This is a genomic window from Synechococcus sp. CCY 9618 (assembly GCF_019038415.1).
In the GTDB taxonomy this organism is placed as follows: domain Bacteria; phylum Cyanobacteriota; class Cyanobacteriia; order PCC-6307; family Cyanobiaceae; genus Cyanobium.
Map to the genome: position 1 here is coordinate 44,518 of NZ_JAFKRG010000035.1, position 20,009 is coordinate 64,526.

Consider the following 20,009-nt stretch of genomic DNA (forward strand, 5'->3'; position numbering starts at 1 on the left):
CCGTGTGGCGGACCTCGCCATGCCTGCACCCGAACCCACCGCCATCGATCCCATCCCGGGGCTCTCCCTGCCGGCGCGGCTTGAGGCGATCCTCTACCTCAAGGGCCGCCCCCTCGAGCTGGGCGAACTGGCCGCCATCGCCGGGATCGAGCGGGACGATGCGGAACTGGCCCTGATCACCCTGATGGCCGACTATGCCCACCGGGACACGGCCCTGGAGATCCACCAGGAGGGCCAGCGCTACGGTCTGCAGCTGCGGGCGGGCCTGGGGGATCTGGTGCAGAACCTGCTGCCGGTGGACCTCTCCGTCGCCGCCCTGCGCACCCTGGCCACCATCGCCCTCAAGAAGCGGCTGCTGCAGTCGGAACTGGTGGAACTGCGGGGGTCGGGGGCCTACGACCACATCAAGGAACTGTTGGCCCAGGACTTCATCGAGCGCCGTCGCCAGAGCGAAGGCCGCTCCTACTGGCTCAGCCTGAGCGAGAAGTTCCACCGCACCTTCTCCCTGCAGGCGGAAGATCTGGCCGCCCTGGGCTCGCGCCTGGCGGCCGCCGAGGTCACTGAACCTCCCGGCGAAGAAGCCCCTCCATAGAGTTGGAGAGCGGTTGCAGCTCCACCCATCAGACTGTCTCGATGAACATCCTCGTCTTCCTGCTCCAGGTGATCGCCCAGACCCTGAGCATCTACCTGCTGGTGCTGCTGGCACGGGTGCTGCTGAGTTGGTTCCCCAACCTCGACTGGAGCAACCCGGTGCTCTCCAGCGTCAGCGCCATCACCGACCCCTATCTCAACGCCTTCCGCGGCATCATTCCCCCCCTGGGGGGCCTGGATCTCTCCGCCCTGCTGGCCTTCATCGCCCTGCAGCTGGCCCAGAGCCTGCTGGGAGCCTCCATCGCCACCCTCTCCTCCGGCATCCCCTACTGAAGCTGGCCCTCAGGAATCCGCCAGGGCCTGCTCCAGGGGCAGCAGCTCGTCGTCGATTCCGGCGCGGGTGCGCACCGGGGCATTGAAACCGCGGGCCTTGACGCTGCGGGTCTGCAGAGGCCCGGGGGTGCCGGCCGGCACGGCCAGTCGCAGGGCGAAGGAGGAGCGGCCGGGGGGCACATCACCGATGGATCCCACCCGGGTGCGGTTGGGCAGCACCGGTTCGCCGCTGGCATCGAGGATCAGGCCGAACACGTCGGTGTCGACCACCGGCCGGGAGCCGGGGTTCACCACCACGCCCCGAAGGGCCCAGCAGGTGGCACCGCTGGGGCGGGCCAGTTCCGGCTGGGTGGCCAGGTCGTCAGCGGGGCAGGGCTCCAGCATCACCTCCGAGACCTTCAGGTCGGCGGCGCCGACAGGAGCGGGAGCTCCCAGCAGCAGGGCCAGACTCAGGACCAGAACGGTGAGCAGCCGGGAGAACGAAAGAACGGTTCTTCGCTGCATCACCGCCGATCGCCACTGCCTCCGATCACGTTACGGTCCGCCCGGCTGGCCAGCTTGGCCAGGTTGGCGCTGGCCACATCTTCCAGATCAAGGCCAAGCTCGGTGGCCAGCTGGGCCACATACCAGAGCACGTCCCCCAGTTCCAGTCGCAGGTCGTCACGGACCTCATGGCAGAACACTCCCCCCCGGTCGCGCAGCACCTTCTTCACCTTGTCGGCCACCTCGCCGGCCTCCCCGCAGAGACCCAGGGTGGGATAGATCGCATTGCTGCCGGCATCGGGGTAGCGCGCGGTCTCACTGGAGCGTCGCTGGTAGTCCTGAAAGTCCATTGCAAGCGCGCTCCTGGCAAGTTCGGATGGTAGTTTCCGCCCTTCCCCACGGTCGTCCGATGGCCCCCAACGATCTCATGCGTCGCACAAAGATCGTGGCCACGATCGGACCCGCCACCGAATCCCCGGAGGTGCTTCGGCAGCTGATCCGGGCCGGCGCCACCACCTTCCGGCTCAACTTCTCCCACGGCGATCACAGTGACCACGCCGACCGGATCGCCATCATCCGCCAGGTGGCCCACGAGCTCGGCGTCCACATCGGCATCCTCCAGGACCTGCAGGGCCCCAAGATCCGTCTGGGCCGTTTCCAGGCCGGACCCATCACCCTGGCCAAGGGAGACTCCTTTTCGCTGACCTCCCGGGCCGTCAACTGCGACCACACCATCGCCACGGTCACCTACGACCGACTCGCGGACGAGGTGAGCCTTGGCAGCCGCATCCTGCTTGATGACGGCCGCGTCGAGATGCGGGTGGAGGAGGTGGACGGCCCGGGCCAGACCCTGAAGTGCCAGGTGACCGTGGGCGGGGTGCTCTCCAACAACAAGGGGGTCAACTTTCCCGACGTGCAGCTTTCGATCCGGGCCCTGACCCCCAAGGACCGCCGCGACCTGGCTTTCGGCCTGCAGCAGGGCGTCGACTGGGTGGCGCTGAGCTTCGTGCGCAATCCCTCCGACATGCTGGAGATCCGGGAACTGATCCGCAGCCAGGGCCACAACACGCCGGTGGTGGCCAAGATCGAGAAGTTCGAGGCCATCGACTCCATCGATGCGATCCTGCCTCTCTGCGACGGCGTGATGGTCGCCCGGGGAGACCTCGGGGTGGAGATGCCGGCCGAGGAAGTGCCATTGCTGCAGAAGGAACTGATCCGCAAGGCCAACAGTCTCGGCATCCCGATCATCACCGCCACCCAGATGCTCGATTCGATGGCCTCCTGTCCCCGGCCCACCCGGGCCGAGGTGAGCGATGTGGCCAACGCCATCCTCGACGGCACCGACGCCGTGATGCTCTCCAACGAGACCGCCGTGGGCGACTACCCGGTGGAGGCGGTGGCCACCATGGACCAGATCGCCCGCCGGATCGAGCGCGACTACCCCCAGCGGGTGCTGGACAGCCACATGGCCACCACCATCCCCAACGCCATCTGCCAGGCGGTCAGCAGCATCGCCCGGCAACTCAACGCCGCGGCGATTCTTCCCCTCACCAAGACAGGCTCCACCGCCCGCAACGTCAGCAAGTTCCGTCCCAGCACCCCCATCCTGGCGATCACCGGCGACGTCACGGTGGCCCGCCAGCTGCAGCTGGTCTGGGGCGTCAACCCCCTGCTCATCCAGGACGAGGCCAGCAGCAGCCTCACCTTCAGCGTGGCGATGGCTTCGGCCCAGCAGAAGGGATTGCTCGCAGCCGGCGACCTGGTGGTCCAGACCGCCGGCACCCTGGAGGGGGTCAGCGGCTCCACCGATCTGGTCAAGGTGGGCATCGTCTCGGCCGTGATGGGCCGGGGTGTCGGCATCGGCAGCGGCAGCGTGAGCGGCAAGGTGCGGCTGGCCAGTTCCCCCGAGGACGCGGCCCGGCTCGAGGCCGGCGAGATCCTGGTGGTGAGGGAAACCAGCGCCGCCTACCTGGAGGCGATCCGCAAGGCCCGCGGGGTGATCGCCGAGGAGGAGGGTCGCCAGAGCCATGCCGCCGTGATCGCCGAGCGCCTGGGCATCCCCGTGATCGTCGGGGTGGCCAACGCCACCCTTGAGCTGCGCATGGGGGAGGTGGTGACCCTGGAGGTGCAGGAGGGGGTGGTGCATCGCGGCCCCCAGAGCGCCCATCCCTCGGCCGTGCCCTCGTTCCTCTAGAACCGGGGTTCCACCGGGCCTGCCGCCATGGCCTCCAAGCTGCCGTTCAACGAAACCGTGGGCATGGCGCTGCGGACCCTGCGCTCCAACCGCCTGCGCAGCCTGCTGACCATGCTCGGCATCGTCATCGGCAACGCCTCGGTGATCACCCTGGTGGGGGTGGGGCGAGGCGCCCAGAACCTGGCCGAAAGCCAGCTCAGCACCCTCGGCGCCAACGTGCTGTTCGTGGTGCCCGGCAACAACGACACGCGGCGGCAGGGCATCGAGACCCCCCGCACCCTGGTGCTGGAGGACGCCAAGGCGATCGCCGAGCAGGTGCCGAGCGTGCGTCGGGTCGCCCCCCAGATCACCCTCAACGAGGTGGTGCAGGCCGGGGGATTCAGTTCCTCGGCCTCGATCTCCGGCATCACGCCCGAATTCCTGCCGGTGCGCAGCTTCGAGGTGGCCCGCGGCCGCTTCATCGACCAGCGGGATCTGCAGGGAGCCCGCAACGTGGTGGTGATCGGCCCTGACCTGCGTGACAAGCTGCTGCCCACCGGGGAGGCCCTGGGCCGCCAGCTGCGCATCCGCGACAAATCCTTCGAAGTGATCGGCGTGCTGGCCCCCAAGGGGGCCGTGTTCGGCTCCAACCAGGACGAGAACGCCTACATCCCCCTCAGCACCATGGTGAGCCAGCTGAGCGGAAGGGATCCCACCTACGGGATCAGCCTCACCTTCATCAGCGTGGAGGCCCGCGACGAGGCGAGCACCGGTGCCGCCGCGTTCCAGATCACCAACCTGCTGCGCCAGCGCCATCGGCTGCTGCGGGAGGACGATTTCGCGGTGCGCTCCCAGAAGGATGCCCTCACCATCGTCGGCACGATCACCGGTGGGCTGACCCTGATGCTGGGGGCCATCGGTGCCGTGTCCCTGCTGGTGGGAGGGATCGGCATCATGAACATCATGCTGGTGTCGGTGAGCGAACGCACCGAGGAGATCGGCCTGCGCAAGGCCCTCGGCGCCCGCAGCAGCGATGTGCTGCTGCAGTTCCTGGTGGAGTCTCTGGTGCTGGCCAGCCTGGGGGGCGTCATCGGCAGCGGCCTTGGCCTGGGCACAGTGGCCCTGGTGGCCGCCTTCACGCCCCTTCCGGCCACGATCGAGGCCAGCACCGTGCTGCTGACGGTGGCCCTGTCCGGATCGATCGGTCTGTTCTTCGGCGTGGTGCCCGCAAGGAGGGCGGCACGGCTGGATCCGATCGCAGCCCTCAGAAGCCTCTGACCCCCCTGATGCGCTGCCCAGGGCAGGATCATGGTTCTTAGCCAGTCCGACGCCGCCGGAGAACGGAAAAAAACATAAAGACTGGCGATCCGTCGCGTCGGTCACCAAATGCCCACAGTGGAGAGTGAGTAGATGGGGAAGAAGCAGCCTCAAGGAAGTGTTGGATCAGTTGTCCCGGACAGAACAGATCGACTGCGGGTATCGGAATGGCTCCGACCGCATGGTCATCCTGCGCTGCATCGGACCCGATCAGTTCTTCCTCGAGCGTGTCGTCTTCCCTTTCGAATTGCTCACCTTTTTCTGCCCCGACAGCAGTGAGGTGGAGATCTGGACGCACGGGCTGGGGGGACCCGAACTGCTCGAGTCGATCGAGGCCCATGACCTGGTCGTGGAATCCGTTCCCCCTCCCGAGCCCACCGTGGGCGGCATCGACGCCAACCCCTGGTTGCAGGCCAGCTGATTTCAGGTTGCGGGCGCCGGCGTCCCGGTGACGGGCTCCACAGCCTTAAGGTTGTCAAAAAGCGTTTCAACCATGAATCAGCGCTGGCGTGTCATTGCCCTCTGGCTTCTGCCGATAGCCGTCGCCCTCTTTCTCGGCTGGCAGTTGCTGGGCTCGGGCGGGCGGCTCGCGCCAGGCAGCACCGGCGACCTGTCGGCCCCGCGCAACGCCGCCGTGGCGCGCATGAGCTACGGCCGTTTTCTGGATTACGTCGATGCCGGGCGGGTCACCGCCGTCGATATCTTCGATGGCGGCCGATCCGCGGTGATCGAGGCAGTGGATCCCGACCTCGACAACCGGGTGCAACGGCTCCGGGTCGACCTCCCCGGCGTGGCCCCGGAGCTGATCAACAAGCTCAAGGATCAGGGGATCAGCTTCGATGTGCATCCCCCGAAAACCACCCCTCCCGCCCTCGGGCTGCTCGGCAATCTGCTGTTCCCCCTGTTGCTGATCGGCTCGCTGATCTTCCTGGCCCGCCGCTCCTCGGGCATGCCAGGTGGCCCCGGCCAGGCGATGCAGTTCGGCAAGACCAAGGCCCGCTTCGCCATGGAAGCCGAAACCGGGGTCAAGTTCGATGACGTGGCTGGGGTTGAAGAGGCCAAACAGGACCTCCAGGAGGTGGTCACCTTCCTCAAGACTCCCGAACGCTTCACCTCCGTAGGTGCCAAGATTCCACGCGGCGTGCTGCTTGTGGGCCCCCCCGGCACCGGCAAGACGCTGCTGGCCAAGGCCATTGCCGGCGAGGCCGGGGTGCCCTTTTTCTCCCTTTCCGGCTCCGAGTTCGTCGAGATGTTCGTGGGTGTCGGCGCCAGTCGTGTGCGAGATCTGTTCAAACGGGCCAAGGAGAACAGCCCCTGTCTGATCTTCATTGATGAAATTGATGCCGTGGGTCGCCAGCGCGGAGCCGGCATCGGCGGCGGCAACGACGAAAGGGAGCAGACCCTCAATCAGCTGCTCACCGAAATGGACGGCTTTGAGGGCAACAGCGGCATCATCATCATTGCCGCCACCAACCGTCCCGATGTGCTCGATTCGGCCCTGATGCGCCCGGGTCGTTTCGATCGCCAGGTCCAGGTGGATGCTCCCGACATCAAGGGCCGTCTTTCGATCCTCAAGGTGCACAGCCGCAACAAGAAGCTCGCCGACGATGTCTCCCTTGAGATGATCGCCCGCCGCACACCCGGCTTCACCGGCGCCGACCTGGCCAACCTGCTCAACGAGGCGGCGATCCTCACGGCCAGGCGCCGCAAGGATGCCACCGGCCTGGCAGAGATCGATGACGCCGTCGACCGGATCATCGCCGGGATGGAGGGCAAACCCCTCACCGACGGTCGCAGCAAGCGCCTGATCGCCTATCACGAAGTGGGCCATGCCCTGGTGGGCACCCTGGTGAAGAACCATGACCCGGTCCAGAAAGTCACCCTGATCCCACGGGGTCAGGCCCAGGGCCTCACCTGGTTCGCGCCCGATGAGGAACAGATGCTCGTCAGCCGCGCCCAGCTGCGGGCCCGCATCATGGGCGCCCTGGGCGGTCGTGCGGCCGAGGATGTGATCTTCGGCCATTCGGAGGTGACCACCGGGGCCGGGGGTGACATCCAGCAGGTCGCTTCGATGGCCCGCCAGATGGTGACCCGATTCGGCATGAGCGAGCTGGGTCCCATGTCCCTCGAGACCGGTAACCAGGAGGTGTTCCTGGGTCGCGATCTGATGACGCGAAGCGATGTCTCCGATGCCATCGCCCACAAGATCGATGCGGCCGTTCGCCAAATCGTGCAGAGCTGCTATGTCGACACCGTCAAGCTGGTGGCCGAGCATCGGGCCTGCATGGATCGGCTCGTGGAGATGTTGATTGAAAAGGAAAGCCTCGATGGTGATGAGTTCCGGCTGATTGTCTCGGAGTTCGCCACGATCCCCGACAAGGATCGTTTCTCCCCACTGCTGACGGCCGCCGATTTGCCCCCGTCTCCCCTCCAGGGCTCTGCTGTTCCTGATCCTGCAGAAGCCAGCTGAAGTCTTTTCTTCGGCCCGCGTCCCGATTGCTTCGAATCTGTATCACTTATGTCCGGGGTCTGCAGATGGCAGGCCCTTTTTTCATGCCTCGCCCGCTGTGCCGACGGCCAGCTCCCGCGGCTGGGGAGAGGCAGAACCGTCCGGAGCATCAAAAAGCCGGCTGGAAGCCGGCTTCATTTCCTTGACTGCGTGTCATGGGAACACCCCATGGCCTGTTCATCAAGGAGCTCTCCTGACCGGGGGAAGGCTTCAGACCGGTCGCACAGGGCGCTTCTCGATCACCTTGTCGATCAGTCCGTAGGCCATGGCTTCTGCAGGAGACATGAAGAAGTCCCGATCGGTGTCGATCTGGATCTGCGCCAGGTCCTGACCGGTGCGTTCAGCCAGTTCCCTGTTCAGCTTGTCCTTCAGGTAGAGGATCTCGTCGGCCTGGATACGGATGTCGCTGGCCTGGCCCCTGGCGCCCCCGAGGGGCTGGTGGATCATGATCCGGGAGTGGGTGAGACTGCTGCGCTTGCCCTTGGCACCGGCACAGAGGAGGAAAGCACCCATGCTGGCCGCAAGGCCGACACACACGGTCTGCACATCGGGCTTGATGTGCTGCATGGTGTCAAAGATACCCAGCCCATCATAGACGGAACCTCCGGGGGAATTCACATAGAGAAAGATATCCTTGTCGGGGTCTTCGGCCTCCAGAAAGAGAAGCTGAGCCACCACGCGGTTGGCGGACTCCGCGGTGACCGGTTCGCCCAGAAAGATGATCCTCTCCCGTAACAGACGGGAATAGATGTCGAAGGCCCTCTCTCCACGACCCGACTCTTCGATGACGATCGGGATCATGGGCACCAGGCAGACGTTTGGAACGATCTTACCCAGGCGCTGATCGGGACGAGTGCCTGCAGCGCTAAGGTCGCAGCAATGAAGATTCGAACCGCGTGAGCGCTGCTCTCACCGTCGCCGACAGCAAGCGTGCCTTCCACGGCGCCTTCCCCCATGTCATCGGCCCCCTCTACCGGCGGATGGTTGATGAGTTGCTGGTGGAACTCCACCTGCTCAGCCGCCAGAAGGGCTTCCAGAGTGATCCCCTGTTCGCCGTCGGGCTTGTGCAGGTGTTCGACGGCTTCGCCCGCGGCTACCGCCCCGATGAGCAGAAGGCTCCTCTGTTCGAAGCCCTGTGCGCCTCCTCGGGATTCGACGGCCCCGAGCTGCGTCGTCAGGCCGCCGAAGCGCTGGCGGCCATGGGACGCCACAGCCAGCAGGAGGTGCGTCAGTGGATCGAGCACCAGGGGGAAGGTGCCCCCCACCCGGTGTCGACTGCCCTGGCCAGCATCCGACGGCCGCATTTCCACTACTCCCGGCTGATGGCCGTGGGCCTGCTGGCTCTGCTGGAACAGGCTCTCGCCGATGACGCCATGGAGCCCCTGGCCCTGCGCCAGCTCGCCCATGACATCGGCGAGTCGATCGGCCTGCTGCGCGAGCGGCTGGACAAGGACCTGTCCCTTTATGCGAGCAACCTGGAGAAGATGTCCATGGCAGTGGAACTGATGGAGGAGACCGTGGCGGCTGAACGGCGCCGCCGGGAGCGGCAGGAACTCACCGGTTCACCCGAAGGCGTCCCCACAGCCGGCTGACTCCAGCGCTTCGCCCCCCGGGTTGGAGCGGTGCCGCTTCCATCCAGAGCTGGTCGGAGCGGCGCACCAGTTCGGGCATCTGCTCGGGAAGCAGCCCCAGCAGGTCGAGGGCCTGGGGACGGACCTGCATCCGCAGCGCTCCGTCCCCGGAAGCCTGATCCCCCGTGGTGGTGGTGACGATGGGAGCCCCCCGGGAGGGGACGGGGCCGAGGAAGAGCTGCAGCTGGGGGGTGGGTCCGGTTTCGCCGATCCACCGCCAGCCGCCCAGCACCACTCCGTCCTTGCGGCGCCAGGCGGCGGGGGCCGCAGAGGCCTGCTCCAGGTCCTGGGCCTGGAGCGAACGGGCCAGCCCTGCCAGGAGCTGGCGCCAGCCCTGCCGGTCGTTGCCAACCGCCACCTGAAGTTCCAGGGAGGCCTGAAAGGGGCCGCTCGCCTGGGGCAGGAGTCGCAGCCGGAAGGGAGAGCGCCGCAGCAGGGCCAGGCCCCTGGTGTCGATGCCGTAACGGGCCGCCAGTGGATCCCGGATCAGCTGGCGTGACAGCAATCCCCGGAACAGCTGCTCAAGGGAGGAACCCTGCAGTTCCAGCAGGACATCCGCCGGCAGCGGCGCCAGGGATGGGGCCGTCTCGCGGGAACCGGTCGGGACCATCGACCCCGTTCCGGCGCTGGCACGGGTCGCCGCTTCCCCCTGCCACCGGACTCCTTCAGAATCGAGGCCGAGGGAGAGGCACCCCTCCTGATAGGCCTCCAGCAGCGGGGCCACCTGGCCCACCAGCACACCCAGGCCGGCCGCGTTCCAGAACACCCCCTGGCCGTTCTCCAGGCGCGGCAGGCAGGCGTTGTAGAGCCCTCGTCCGGCACGCTGTTCGGGGCGGAGCTGGTCCCTGAGCAGGCGACGGGAGAGGGGATCGGGAGCCACCACCAGCAGGTTGCCCACCCGCAGGCCATTGGCGGGGAGGGGTCTCTGCTCGCCCTCCCCGGCGGGGTCCTGCACCGCCAGGTAGGCGGCCCCATCGGTGTGCATCCCCCAGAACTGCCACCAGAGGCGTCGCTGCTGCCGCCACAGGCGGGGGGCCAGGTCCTCGCCGAGGCGCTGCCTCCAGAGGGCCGGCACGGGACGCTCCGGACTGGCCGGGAAGCTCTGCAGCAGGCTCGCCGTCGCCATCAGCTGTTCCAGACCCTGGGCCCTGGGCCGGGGCCAGCGCCAGAGGGCAAGACTCGGCAGCAGCAGCAGCAGCAGCAGCGTGGCGGTGGTCAGCGGCAACGGGAGCCTGACCCGTGGGAGCCGGGGCAGCCGCAGCAGATCGGGCAGGCGGCTCATGGGTTCGCCGTTTCGGCCCGACCGTAGAGGGTGGTGCGCTGCAGCGCCGGTCGCCCCAGCCGGGCGGCGGCGGCCCGCAGGGTGGCGGGTGTCTGGCGGGTACCGCCGAGGGCTCCTGCCATGGTGGTGATGTGCTCCTCCATGAGGGTGCCGCCCAGATCGTCGCAGCCCCAGCGCAGGGCCTCGGCTGCCACCGGCAGGGTGAGCTTCACCCAGCTGGGCTGGTGATGGACAAACCAGGATCCGAGCAGCAACCGGCACTGGGCCGTGAGGGCAAGCATGGCGGCAGGGTCGGGCTGATCACGCCCCACCTTCCGCCGCAGGGGAGCCGGGGCCGCCGCTCCCACGAACGGCAGCAGCACGAACTCGCTGAAGCCGGGCAGTCCGCGGCGGTGGGCGTCTTGCTGCACGGCCACCAGGGTGAGCAGGTGGGCGGCCCGATCGGCGGCACTCTCCAGATGACCGGCCATCAGCGTGGCCGTGGTGGCCAGCCGCTGCCTGTGCACCTGCAGAATCACGGCCACCCAGGCACGGGCGGAGAGCTTTTCGGGGCAGATCAGGCGTCGCACCGGATCGCTGAGCACTTCGGCAGCCGTCCCCGGCACGGAGCCGAGACCCGCCGCCTGGAGCTCGACCAGGACCCGATCGAGGGGCAGTCCGTCGCGCTCGGCGATGAAGAGGAGCTCCTGGGGAGAGAAGGCATGCAGATGGATCCCCGGCGCCGCCTGCCGGAGCCGCAGCAGCAGATCGACGGCGAAGGCCAGGTGGCTGCCGCCCAGCTGGGCCTCCGGATCGAGACCGGCCTGCAGACAGAGCTCGGTGGCCCCGACCCGCTGGGCCTCCGCCGCCCGCCCCTCCAGCTCCTGCAGTGGGAGCCGGTAGGCACCAGGGGTGTCCCCGTCCCTGCGGAAGGCACAGAAATGACAGCGCAGCACGCAGTGGTTACTGGTGTTGAGATTGCGGTTGACGACAAAGGTGACCCCATCGCCCACCAGGGAGCGGCGCAGGGCATCGGCGGCGCTGCGCAGTTGCTCCCGTTCACCACCCCGTTCGAGCAGGGCCAGGGCCAGACCGGGCAGATCACTCTGCTGCAGAGACGCAGACCCATCCCCGGCCAGCTTGGTGTGCGCCGCATCCAGGGAGGCGACGAGAGAGGACAGCGGCAGCCCCCGGAAAGGGCCCGCACGCTCGGGGAGCGGGGGCGGCTGCAACAGCGTTCCGGCGTCCTCCCAGGCCTCGGGGGAGAGGCTCACGAACGGGAGCGGCCTTCCTGCGCCCTGCGGCGACGCTTGTCGCGCCATTCCACGGTGGAGAGATAGATCACGCCGATGCTGACGAACAGCAACAGGGCGGAAGCGAGGCCCGCCAGCAGGGTGGTGGTGGGAAAGGCCAGATCAGAAACCGATGCTGTTGTCACCGTTGCGGCCCCACACCACCATGGCGATCGAGAACGTGAAGATGGCCGCCAGGGCAGACCAGCCGAGGGTGATCAACATCGAGCCCGCTTGAGAGATGAACGCATGTTACCTACGCTGGTGACCGGCAGTCACTGGAGGTTCATGGTCGTCACGCCATCCCGGAGCCCCTCCGAGGCAAGCCAGGGCCTGCGGGAGCGCTACCCCCACGTGAACGTGATCGTCCTCGACGACGATGTCAACACGTTCCAGCACGTGGTGGACGTCCTGGTGCGCCATCTGCCCGGGATGCAGCCCGACCGGGCCTGGGGGCTGGCCCACCGCATCGATGGGGAAGGCTCGGCGGTGGTCTGGAGCGGTCCCCTGGAGCAGGGGGAGCTATACCACCAGTTGCTGGCTTCTGAAGGCCTGACGATGGCGCCCCTGGGCCGGGGCTGAGCGATCCCCATGGCCCGGCTCGTGATCACCCACAGCACCTACGTGGAGGGCCTGATCCCCCTGCTCAGGAAGCTGGCCACCCTGCCGGACATCGACACGATCACACCGGCGGTGATCACCCGGGTGCGGGGCCGGAGCCACGGCCTGCGGCTGCGGGTGTCAAGCCCGATCACCGGAGGCCACAAGCTGCTGGCCCGGCGAGGCAGCACAGCCCAGGAGGTCTTCGTGGTCACCCGGCTGAGCCGGGATCAGCTGCAGGATCACCTGGATCGGCTGGCGAGCTGAGCAGGGTGGTGGGGGCGGCCCGCTCGTAGACGGCGGGAGCGCCGAACCGGGCGTAGGCACCACCCTCACGGAACCAGACCTTTCCCTCCTCCACGCACAGGTCCGTGGGGTGGAGCCCCCAGCGGCGCTCCAGGTAGGCGGCGGCGGCGGCCCCGTCGATGCTGGGCTGTCCCCAGGCCACGATGGCCAGGGCCAGAGCCCTGATCCGCAGGGCTCCGCCCTGGCTCTCCTGGATCTCCTCCTCCAGCAGGAAAGTGCGGTAGTCACCTCCCGGCTCCTCCTCCAGGGAATATTTCTGCAGGTACAGGGCGCGGGCCCGGGGAAACACCGGCCCCGGCGCCCGGGCGAGCAACCGCTCGAAAGACTGCTGGAAGCTGGGAGACTCGCTGACCACGGCGGCGATCGGACGTCCTTCCAGCATGCCTGGCGGGTGCCGCAGCCATGATGCGGGTCCCTGTCATCCATTCCATGGCCTGTTCTGCCGAGGACCTCGCCGCCGCCCTGCGCTGGCGCTACGCCACCAAACAGTTCCTGCCGGGAAAGCGGATCCCGGAAGCGATCTGGACCGCCCTGGAGGATGCCCTGGTGCTGAGCCCCTCCAGCTACGGGCTGCAACCCTGGAAATTCCTGCTGGTCGAGGACCCTGCCCTGCGGGACACCCTGCGGCCCCACTCCTGGGACCAGTCCCAGATCACGGACTGCTCCCACCTGGTGGTGTTCCTGGCCCGACGGGACATCGAACCGGACGACCTGGACCGGCTGATCCTGGCCACCGCCGAAGCCCGGGGTCTGACACCGGACCAGCTGGCTCCCTACCGGGCGATGATGGAGAAGGATCTGATCAACGGCCCGCGCAGCGGAGCGATCGATCGCTGGGCCAGCAATCAGCTCTACATCGCCCTGGGCACCTTTCTCACGGCAGCGGCTCTGCTTGAGGTCGACGCCTGCCCGATCGAAGGCTTCTCACCGGCCGACTACGACCGGATCCTCGACCTTGAGAACAGCCCCTACCGGAGCTGCGTGGTGTGCGCGGCCGGATATCGCGACCCCGAGGACCGCTATGCGTCCCTGGCCAAGGTGCGGTATTCAGCCGAGGAACTGATCGAGACCCGTTGATCAGAAAAGGGGGTGGACCACCGTGCCGTCTTGCCCCAGTGTTCGACCTGGAAGAACCAGATGGGGAGTCAGGGGGCGGGGCTTCGTTTCCGACGACGAGGTCGGTATACGTTGCCGTCGCTGATGACTCCCCGTGTCGAAAGGGAGTCAGATCAGAAACTGTGAAAGGCAGTCACCAACACAGCAGTCCTTGGTCATCTTAAGGGGTGTCAGAGCTTGAGAGCGGCCAGATGGCCCGCACCTGCTCCAGCCGGCGCCCCATCTCCCGCTGGCGCTCCCCTGGGCTGACTCCCTGGAGCAGCAGAGTGAGGTGGCCGAGCTTGCGGCCGGCACCGCCGCCCTTCTTGCCATACCAGTGCAGGTGGGCCCCCGGCAGGGCTTCCAGCACCCGCCGCCGTTGCAGCTGCTCGGGGTCGCCGTCGTCAGGGCCGAGCAGATTCACCATCAGGGCGCCGGGGACCAGCGGCTCGGTGGACCCCATCGGCAGGCCGGCGACGATGCGCACCTGCTGGGCGAACTGACTGGTGCGGCAGGCCTCGATGGAGAAATGGCCTGAATTGTGGGTGCGTGGCGCCAGCTCGTTGACCTGCAGACCGGCCTTTCCATAGAAGAACTCGATCGTGAGCACTCCCACATAGTCGAGGGCGGTGAGCACGGAGGCGGCCACATTGCGGGCGAACACCTCGACCCGGTGATCCACGGGAGCGGGGAACAGCACCCAGTCGCAGACCCGCCGGTGCTGATGGGTCTGCACCAGCGGGAAGCAGGCCACCTGGCCATGCCGGTCGCGGCAGGCCACCAGCGCCAGCTCCTGATCGAAGCTCACCAGCTCCTCGAGGATCCAGTCGTCGGGATCGACCCGGCCCAGCAGCTCCTCGAGCGCGGACCGGTCGGGAAGGGGAATCGTGCCCCGCCCGTCGTAGCCGCCGCGGCTGGCCTTCGCCATCAGGGGGAAGGCGAAGCCATCGGGCAGGCGCGGCACGGGAGGGGCGGGAAGGGGGGGCGGCTCGGCCAGCCCCGGGCCCGCCTCCGGGGCCAGGCCGGGGGCGAGCGGGATGGGCCGCAGCACCTCGGCCAGGGGGCACCAGCGGGGGGCCGGCAGATGCAGGTCGTTGAGCAGCCGGCGCTGGGATGCCTTGCTGATCAGGGGCCGGAGGGCATCGAGCGCCGGCCGGAAGGCCAGACGGGGACCCTCAAGGGCGCTCAGGGCCTCAAGGGGGATCCACTCGTTCTCGAAACTGATGGCGCCGCAGCGGCTGGCCAGCTGACGGGTGGCCTCCACGTCATCGACGGGCGCCAGCACCACGCTGGCGGCGCAGCGGGTGGCCGGGTCGTCGGCAGCGGGGGTCTGCACGTGCAGGGCCACCCCCAGCTCCCGGGCGGCCTCCGCGAGCATCCAGGCCAGCTGACCGCCCCCCACGATGCCGATGGCGTCGATGGCAGCGGAGGGGGACTGGGTCATGGGTTCCGCGGTGGTCTTCACCCTGGACGGTCGCTCGAACCGGGGCACCAGCCTGCCATCAGGGGGGAACGGCTCACTGGAGCGGGTTCTCGGCGGCGAAGGCGTAGCGGATCAGGCTGAGCAACAGCACGATCAGGAACAGGGCCAGGCCCACCGTGCAGGCATAGCTGATCTCCAGTTCGGAGAAGGCCTGGTCATAGACGTAGTAGACGATGGTGCGCGTGCTGTCGGCCGGCCCCCCCTGAGTCATCAGGTAGACCTCCTCGAACACCTTGGTGGCGCCGATGGCCGAAATCACCGCCACCAGAGTGATGTAGGGCCGCAGCAGGGGCAGGGTGATGTCGACGTGGCGGCGCCAGCCCTCGCTGCCATCGAGGGCCGCCGCCTCGTAGAGGTCGGCGGAGATCCCCTGCAGGCCGGCCACGAAGATGACCATGTAATACCCCAGACCCTTCCAGAGGGTGACCAGCATCACCGAGGGCAGGGCCAGGCCGGCGGAGGTGAGGAAGCCGATCGGGCTGAAGCGATCCCCCAGCAGGACGCTCAGCCAACCGTTGATCAGGCCGTTCTCGGCGTACAGCCAGCGGAAGGCGATCGCCGCCACCACCAGCGAGACGAGAACGGGGGTGTAGAAGGCACCCCGGAACCAGTGGATGCCCGGCAGCTGGCGGTTGACCAGCACCGCCAAGGCCAGGGCGCCGAGCACGATCGGGGGCACCACTCCCACCAGATAGAGGAACGTGGTGCCTGCCACCTTCAGCAGCATCGGATCGGCCACCAGCCGGCGGAAATTGGCCAGGCCCACGAAGGTGAGCGGCTGACTCACATCCAGCCCGGTGCGGGTGAAGCTGATCACCAGGGCCATGGCCGCCGGAATCAGCACCGAGATGGCGAGCAGCACCAGGGCCGGGGCCAGAAACGCCCAGGCGGCGCGCGTGGGCGCCGGTGCGCCTGGAGAGAACAGGGGCATCGATGCATCCTGCCGGAAACGGGAACGCTTCTCCACCACCTCCCATCCCGGCCGCCATGACCCGAACGCCATCGCGGTGGACAATGACGACCTCCGAGGGTCCCGACCATGACCTGCGATCCCCAGGCCCGATGACGCCCGATCCGGCGGGCGTGCTGAGGAGCGTGTTCGGCTACGCCAGCTTCCGTGGTCCCCAGGCGGCGATCGTCGCCCATGTCTGCGGGGGGGGATCAGCCCTGGTGCTGATGCCCACCGGCGGCGGCAAATCCCTCTGCTACCAGATACCCGCCCTCTGCCGCCCCGGCACGGCAGTGGTCATCTCGCCCCTGATCGCCCTGATGCAGGACCAGGTGGCGGCGCTGCGCCAGGCGGGGGTGCGCGCCGCCGCCCTGCATTCGGCCGAGAGCCCCGAGGCGGTCGCCGCCACCTGGCGGGAGCTGCAGGCCGGCCGTCTGGAACTGCTCTACGTGTCCCCGGAGCGGCTGCTGGCCGGCGATCTGATCGAGCGGCTGGCCCAGCTGCCCCTGGCCCTGTTCGCCATCGACGAGGCCCACTGCGTCTCCCAGTGGGGTCACGATTTCCGGCCCGAATACCTGCAGCTGGCGGTGCTGGTGGAGCGCTTCGCCACCACTCCCCGCATCGCCCTCACCGCCACCGCCGACCCCCGAACCCGGGCCGAGATCGTCCAGCGGCTTGCCCTGGAGCAGGCGGCGGTGTTCACCGCCAGCTTCGATCGCCCCAACATCCGCTACCTGCTGCGGGACAAACTGGAACCCCAGCGCCAGCTGCTCGACTTCCTTGACGGCCAACGGGGCCACTCGGGAATCGTCTACGCCCGCTCCCGCAAGCGGGTGGAGCAGTTCGCCGCCGCCCTGGTGGCCGCGGGCCACGACGCCCTGGCGTACCACGCCGGGCTCAGCGCCGAGCAGCGTGCCGCCGGCCTGGAACGCTTCCGCCACGGCAGCGGTGTGGTGGTGGTGGCCACGATCGCGTTCGGCATGGGCATCGACAAGCCGGACGTGCGCTTCGTGGCCCATGTGGACCTGCCCAAGAGCCTGGAGGCCTACTACCAGGAAACGGGGCGGGCCGGCCGGGACGGCCTCCCCGCCGTCGCCTGGATGGTGCACGGCGCCGGCGACGTGCCGCAGCTGCGGCGCTTCATCGAGGACTCCGAGGCCGACCCGGAGCAGAAACGCATCGAGCATGGCCGGCTCGACGCCCTGATCGGTTTCGCCGAGGCCTCCAGCTGCCGGCGCCAGATTCTGCTGAGCTACCTGGGCGAACCGGGCTCCGATCCCTGCGGCAACTGCGACATCTGCCTGGAGCCGGACCAGGGCACAGATGTCACCGAAGCGGCCCGCAAGGCCCTCTCGGCCGTGTACCGCACCGGCGGCCGCTTCGGTGCCGCCCACCTGGTGGATGTGCTGCTGGGTGGCGATACGGCAAAGATCCGCAGCCAGGGCCACGACCGGCTGGGGGTTCACGGGATCGGCCGGGAGCTGGATCGGGGCCAGTGGCGCACCCTCTTCCGCCAGCTCACTGCCCGCGGGTACCTGATGAGCAGCACCGACGGCCATGGTGGGCTCGCGTTCGGCCCCGACACCCTGGTGCGGCCGCTGCTGCGAGGGGAGCAACGCCTGGAGATGCGCCTGCCGCCGCCGGCCAGGGTACGTCGCGGGGAACGGGCCGAGGCAGGCCCCGGCGGTGCCCCCTCCACGGGCAACGCCGACCCCGATCTCCTGGCGGCCCTGAAGACCTGGCGGCTGGAGCAGGCCCGGCAGCAGGGGGTGCCCCCCTATCTGGTGTTTCAGGACCGCACCCTGATCACCATCGCCGAGCGCCACCCCGTCGACCGGGAGGAGCTTTCCGGGATCTACGGCATCGGCCAGGCGAAGCTGGCCAGCTACGGCGCAGCGGTGCTTGCCCTGGTCAGCCGGCACCCCGCACCGGCCTAGCCTCGGCACCCGTCGCCGCTTCGTCCGTGCCGCAGGAGTACCGCACCATCACGGTGTCCCTGGCCGCCGATCCCTACCCCGTCCTGATCGCTGAGGGTCTGCTCGGTTCGCTCGGGTCCCTGCTGCTGGAGCGGGGGTTCCGCAGCGGCACCAGGGTGCTGGTGGTGACCAACCCGGAGGTGGAGGGCTTTCACGGCGCCCGGGCGCTGGCGAGCCTGGCGGCCGCGGACTTCGACGTGCGGACGCTGGTGGTGCAGGCCGGAGAGGAACACAAGACACCTGCCACGGTGGCGGCGATCCACGATGCCGCCTTCGCCCACCGCCTGGAACGGGGCTCCCTGATCGTCGCCCTCGGGGGCGGCGTGGTGGGCGACATGGCAGGCTTCGCCGCCGCCACCTGGCTGCGTGGCATCGCCGTGGCTCAGGTCCCCACCACCCTGCTGGCGATGGTGGATGCCGCCATCGGCGGCAAGACGGGGGTGAACCATCCCGGGGGCAAGAATCTGATCGGCGCCTTCCATCAGCCGAAGCTGGTGCTGATCGACCCACTGGTGCTGGCCACCCTGCCGGAACGGGAATTCCGCGCCGGCATGGCGGAGGTGATCAAGTACGCCGTGATCGGTGATGGGGTTCTGTTCCAGGACCTGGAGGCGGCCGTCGGCCGGACGCCGCAGGGCCTGTCCAGCCGCCAGGCCCTGGGGCCCGTGCTGCTCCAGCGCCTGCTGGAGCGCTCCGCCGCCGCCAAGGCCCGGGTGGTGGCGGCCGACGAGCGGGAGGGGGGCCTGCGGGCGATCCTCAACTACGGCCACACCCTGGGCCATGCGGTGGAGAACCTCAGCGGTTACGGCACCTGGCTGCACGGGGAGGCGGTGGCCCTGGGGATGCTGGCCGCCGGAGACATCGCCGTGGCCATGGGGCTGTGGAGCCAGGCGGACCAGGACCGCCAGCGGCGGCTGATCGTCGCGGCGGGCCTGCCCACGGACTGGCCGGCCCTCGATCCCGAAGCGGTGCTGGCCTGTCTGCAGGGAGACAAGAAAGTGCGGGACGGCAAGGTGCGCTTCGTTCTGCCCACCGGCGTGGGGTCAGTGACGATCCGGGACGACGTCGCGTCGGCCACGATCAGGACAGCCCTGGATCAGGTCGCTTCGGTTTGCTCCCCATGACATGGACACGCCGGCCTCCCGGCTGTGGCGGGCGAAAGACTCCGGCCGTCGGGTTTATCCATTCTCTTTCGCTGACAGGAACGGCGCGCGTCCCCCGTATCGGGGACCATCTCCTGAAGGTTCTCCATCACTGAGCGGCCCATGACCCGTCGTCCTAGCCGGTTCTCCAGCTTCCTGAGCCAGCCCTTGCGACGACTTGGTGGCCTGGTCAGGGCCCTCGGACTGGCAGGCGACGGCAACGACAGAGAGGCCACCGAGGCGGAACAGGGATCGGCCGGTTCCCCGGAGGAGGCCTCAGCATCGGCGGCCGAGGCGCCGCGCCAGCAGCCAGAGGCACCGGCCCCTGTGGCGTCCAGCGAGCAGACCGCCGACCCGGCCACATGGGTGTCCTTCCTGCCCCGGGATCCCCAGTGGGCCCAGGTGCGCTGGGCCATCGCCCCGGGCGACAGGAGCCAGGCTCTGGCCGATGGAGCCACCCAGTTGTGCCTGCGGGTGGCGGACGTGACCGGCCTGGGAGGCGGCTTCACCCATCCCCACACCCTCCAGGAGGTGGTGGTCGAGAGCCATGCCACCGAGTGGTACATGCCGGTGCCCCTCTCCGGCCGCGACTACCGGGTGGAGCTCGGCTTCCGCAGGGGCGGAAGCGGCGGCTGGATCTCCCTCGGTTTCTCAAGCACCGCCCATGTGCCGGCCGTGGACACTCCGTTCACCCCGGTGGCCGATCCCTTCGTCGCCTTTTCCCTCCAGTCCCCGGATGGCGGGCTGTTCGAGCCGGCTGCGGCGCGGGATGTCCACGCCGATCTGCACGAACGCCTCTACCAGAGCGCCACCCGGCCGTTGCGCCGCCTGGGCCGCGGATCCGAGGCCTTCCATGAGATCGATTCCG

Annotated in this window: 23 protein-coding genes and 1 other RNA gene; 13 read left to right on the top strand and 11 right to left on the bottom strand. The window is 68.4% G+C overall.

The features are described from left to right. The first annotated feature begins 19 nt into the window (after positions 1-19). Positions 20-592, top strand: a complete 573-nt coding sequence (gene scpB, locus KUG41_RS08690) for an SMC-Scp complex subunit ScpB (RefSeq protein ID WP_216903212.1) — start codon at positions 20-22, stop codon at positions 590-592. 41 nt (positions 593-633) lie between these two features. After that, positions 634-924: a YggT family protein gene (locus tag KUG41_RS08695; protein WP_216903214.1), complete on the top strand. Its 291-nt coding sequence runs from the start codon at positions 634-636 to the stop codon at positions 922-924. A gap of 9 nt (positions 925-933) precedes the next feature. Here KUG41_RS08695 and KUG41_RS08700 read toward each other — a convergent pair whose 3' ends face one another. Both KUG41_RS08700 and KUG41_RS08705 read right to left on the bottom strand, forming a co-directional pair. Beyond that, positions 934-1,428 (bottom strand): hypothetical protein, encoded by a 495-nt coding sequence (locus tag KUG41_RS08700; RefSeq protein ID WP_216903216.1) that lies wholly within the window; start codon positions 1,426-1,428, stop codon positions 934-936. After that, on the bottom strand, positions 1,428-1,757 hold the full coding sequence (locus KUG41_RS08705; RefSeq protein WP_216903218.1) for a nucleoside triphosphate pyrophosphohydrolase family protein: 330 nt from the start codon (positions 1,755-1,757) through the stop codon (positions 1,428-1,430). Before KUG41_RS08705 ends, KUG41_RS08700 begins: the two co-directional genes overlap by 1 nt. A gap of 59 nt (positions 1,758-1,816) precedes the next feature. Between KUG41_RS08705 and pyk the strand changes: the two genes are divergently transcribed. From pyk to ftsH, 4 genes are all read left to right on the top strand, one after another. Further along, a complete protein-coding gene (gene pyk / locus KUG41_RS08710; RefSeq protein ID WP_216903220.1) occupies positions 1,817-3,601 on the top strand; it encodes a pyruvate kinase in 1,785 nt (594 codons plus the stop codon). A gap of 27 nt (positions 3,602-3,628) precedes the next feature. Beyond that, complete coding sequence (locus KUG41_RS08715) at positions 3,629-4,858, top strand: ABC transporter permease (protein ID WP_216903222.1); 1,230 nt, start codon at positions 3,629-3,631, stop codon at positions 4,856-4,858. Between the two features lie 157 nt (positions 4,859-5,015). Beyond that, a complete protein-coding gene (locus KUG41_RS08720) occupies positions 5,016-5,318 on the top strand; it encodes a DUF1830 domain-containing protein (protein WP_371734090.1) in 303 nt (100 codons plus the stop codon). 72 nt (positions 5,319-5,390) lie between these two features. Further along, positions 5,391-7,367, top strand: a complete 1,977-nt coding sequence (gene ftsH, locus KUG41_RS08725; RefSeq protein ID WP_216903232.1) for an ATP-dependent zinc metalloprotease FtsH — start codon at positions 5,391-5,393, stop codon at positions 7,365-7,367. 249 nt (positions 7,368-7,616) lie between these two features. Here the strand turns inward: ftsH and clpP are convergent, their stop codons facing one another. Continuing rightward, positions 7,617-8,207, bottom strand: coding sequence for an ATP-dependent Clp endopeptidase proteolytic subunit ClpP (gene clpP / locus KUG41_RS08730; protein WP_216903234.1), 591 nt, complete (start codon positions 8,205-8,207; stop codon positions 7,617-7,619). Between the two features lie 95 nt (positions 8,208-8,302). Between clpP and psb29 the strand changes: the two genes are divergently transcribed. Then, positions 8,303-8,998 (top strand): photosystem II biogenesis protein Psp29, encoded by a 696-nt coding sequence (gene psb29, locus KUG41_RS08735; protein ID WP_216903236.1) that lies wholly within the window; start codon positions 8,303-8,305, stop codon positions 8,996-8,998. Here psb29 and KUG41_RS08740 read toward each other — a convergent pair. From KUG41_RS08740 to petN, 4 genes are read right to left on the bottom strand one after another with little or no spacing between them, the layout of a single operon-like run. After that, a complete protein-coding gene (locus tag KUG41_RS08740) occupies positions 8,961-10,319 on the bottom strand; it encodes a hypothetical protein (protein ID WP_216903238.1) in 1,359 nt (452 codons plus the stop codon). The genes psb29 and KUG41_RS08740 overlap by 38 nt on opposite strands. After that, positions 10,316-11,572 (bottom strand): CofH family radical SAM protein, encoded by a 1,257-nt coding sequence (locus tag KUG41_RS08745; RefSeq protein WP_371734091.1) that lies wholly within the window; start codon positions 11,570-11,572, stop codon positions 10,316-10,318. Before KUG41_RS08745 ends, KUG41_RS08740 begins: the two co-directional genes overlap by 4 nt. Next, entirely contained in the window at positions 11,569-11,736 is a 168-nt protein-coding gene (locus KUG41_RS08750) for a hypothetical protein (protein WP_216903280.1), read from the bottom strand. The genes KUG41_RS08745 and KUG41_RS08750 overlap by 4 nt, the downstream gene beginning before the upstream one ends. Then, the gene (gene petN, locus KUG41_RS08755) at positions 11,714-11,815 is read right to left on the bottom strand and encodes a cytochrome b6-f complex subunit PetN (protein WP_015108283.1); all 102 of its coding nucleotides are present in this window, start codon (positions 11,813-11,815) and stop codon (positions 11,714-11,716) included. Before petN ends, KUG41_RS08750 begins: the two co-directional genes overlap by 23 nt. A 63-nt stretch (positions 11,816-11,878) precedes the next feature. On the opposite strand from petN, the gene clpS reads away from it, so the two are divergent. Next, positions 11,879-12,172, top strand: coding sequence for an ATP-dependent Clp protease adapter ClpS (gene clpS / locus KUG41_RS08760; RefSeq protein WP_254217025.1), 294 nt, complete (start codon positions 11,879-11,881; stop codon positions 12,170-12,172). A gap of 9 nt (positions 12,173-12,181) precedes the next feature. After that, positions 12,182-12,457 (top strand): DUF2103 domain-containing protein, encoded by a 276-nt coding sequence (locus tag KUG41_RS08765; RefSeq protein ID WP_216903244.1) that lies wholly within the window; start codon positions 12,182-12,184, stop codon positions 12,455-12,457. On the opposite strand, the gene KUG41_RS08770 is transcribed toward KUG41_RS08765, so the two are convergent. Then, positions 12,402-12,878: a hypothetical protein gene (locus KUG41_RS08770; RefSeq protein WP_216903246.1), complete on the bottom strand. Its 477-nt coding sequence runs from the start codon at positions 12,876-12,878 to the stop codon at positions 12,402-12,404. The genes KUG41_RS08765 and KUG41_RS08770 overlap by 56 nt on opposite strands. A 47-nt stretch (positions 12,879-12,925) precedes the next feature. Here KUG41_RS08770 and KUG41_RS08775 point away from each other — a divergent pair, with 47 nt between their 5' ends. Next, positions 12,926-13,573 carry an NAD(P)H-dependent oxidoreductase gene (locus KUG41_RS08775; RefSeq protein WP_216903256.1) on the top strand — a complete coding sequence of 216 codons (648 nt, stop codon included), beginning with the start codon at positions 12,926-12,928 and terminating at the stop codon, positions 13,571-13,573. Positions 13,574-13,583: 10 nt separating this feature from the next. On the opposite strand, the gene ssrS is transcribed toward KUG41_RS08775, so the two are convergent. The 3 genes from ssrS to KUG41_RS08790 form a co-directional block, all read right to left on the bottom strand. After that, positions 13,584-13,766: non-coding RNA, 6S RNA (gene ssrS / locus KUG41_RS08780), on the bottom strand. Between the two features lie 6 nt (positions 13,767-13,772). After that, a complete protein-coding gene (locus KUG41_RS08785) occupies positions 13,773-15,035 on the bottom strand; it encodes a 5-(carboxyamino)imidazole ribonucleotide synthase (RefSeq protein ID WP_216903258.1) in 1,263 nt (420 codons plus the stop codon). Between the two features lie 73 nt (positions 15,036-15,108). Next, the gene (locus tag KUG41_RS08790) at positions 15,109-16,005 is read right to left on the bottom strand and encodes a carbohydrate ABC transporter permease (protein WP_216903260.1); all 897 of its coding nucleotides are present in this window, start codon (positions 16,003-16,005) and stop codon (positions 15,109-15,111) included. Positions 16,006-16,136: 131 nt separating this feature from the next. Here KUG41_RS08790 and recQ point away from each other — a divergent pair, with 131 nt between their 5' ends. From recQ to KUG41_RS08805, 3 genes are all read left to right on the top strand, one after another. Further along, positions 16,137-17,960: a DNA helicase RecQ gene (recQ, locus tag KUG41_RS08795; RefSeq protein WP_216903262.1), complete on the top strand. Its 1,824-nt coding sequence runs from the start codon at positions 16,137-16,139 to the stop codon at positions 17,958-17,960. 26 nt (positions 17,961-17,986) lie between these two features. Continuing rightward, the gene (aroB, locus tag KUG41_RS08800; RefSeq protein WP_216903264.1) at positions 17,987-19,123 is read left to right on the top strand and encodes a 3-dehydroquinate synthase; all 1,137 of its coding nucleotides are present in this window, start codon (positions 17,987-17,989) and stop codon (positions 19,121-19,123) included. 141 nt (positions 19,124-19,264) lie between these two features. Beyond that, on the top strand, positions 19,265-20,009 hold a 745-nt coding region (locus KUG41_RS08805; protein ID WP_216903266.1), incomplete at its 3' end, for a DUF4912 domain-containing protein.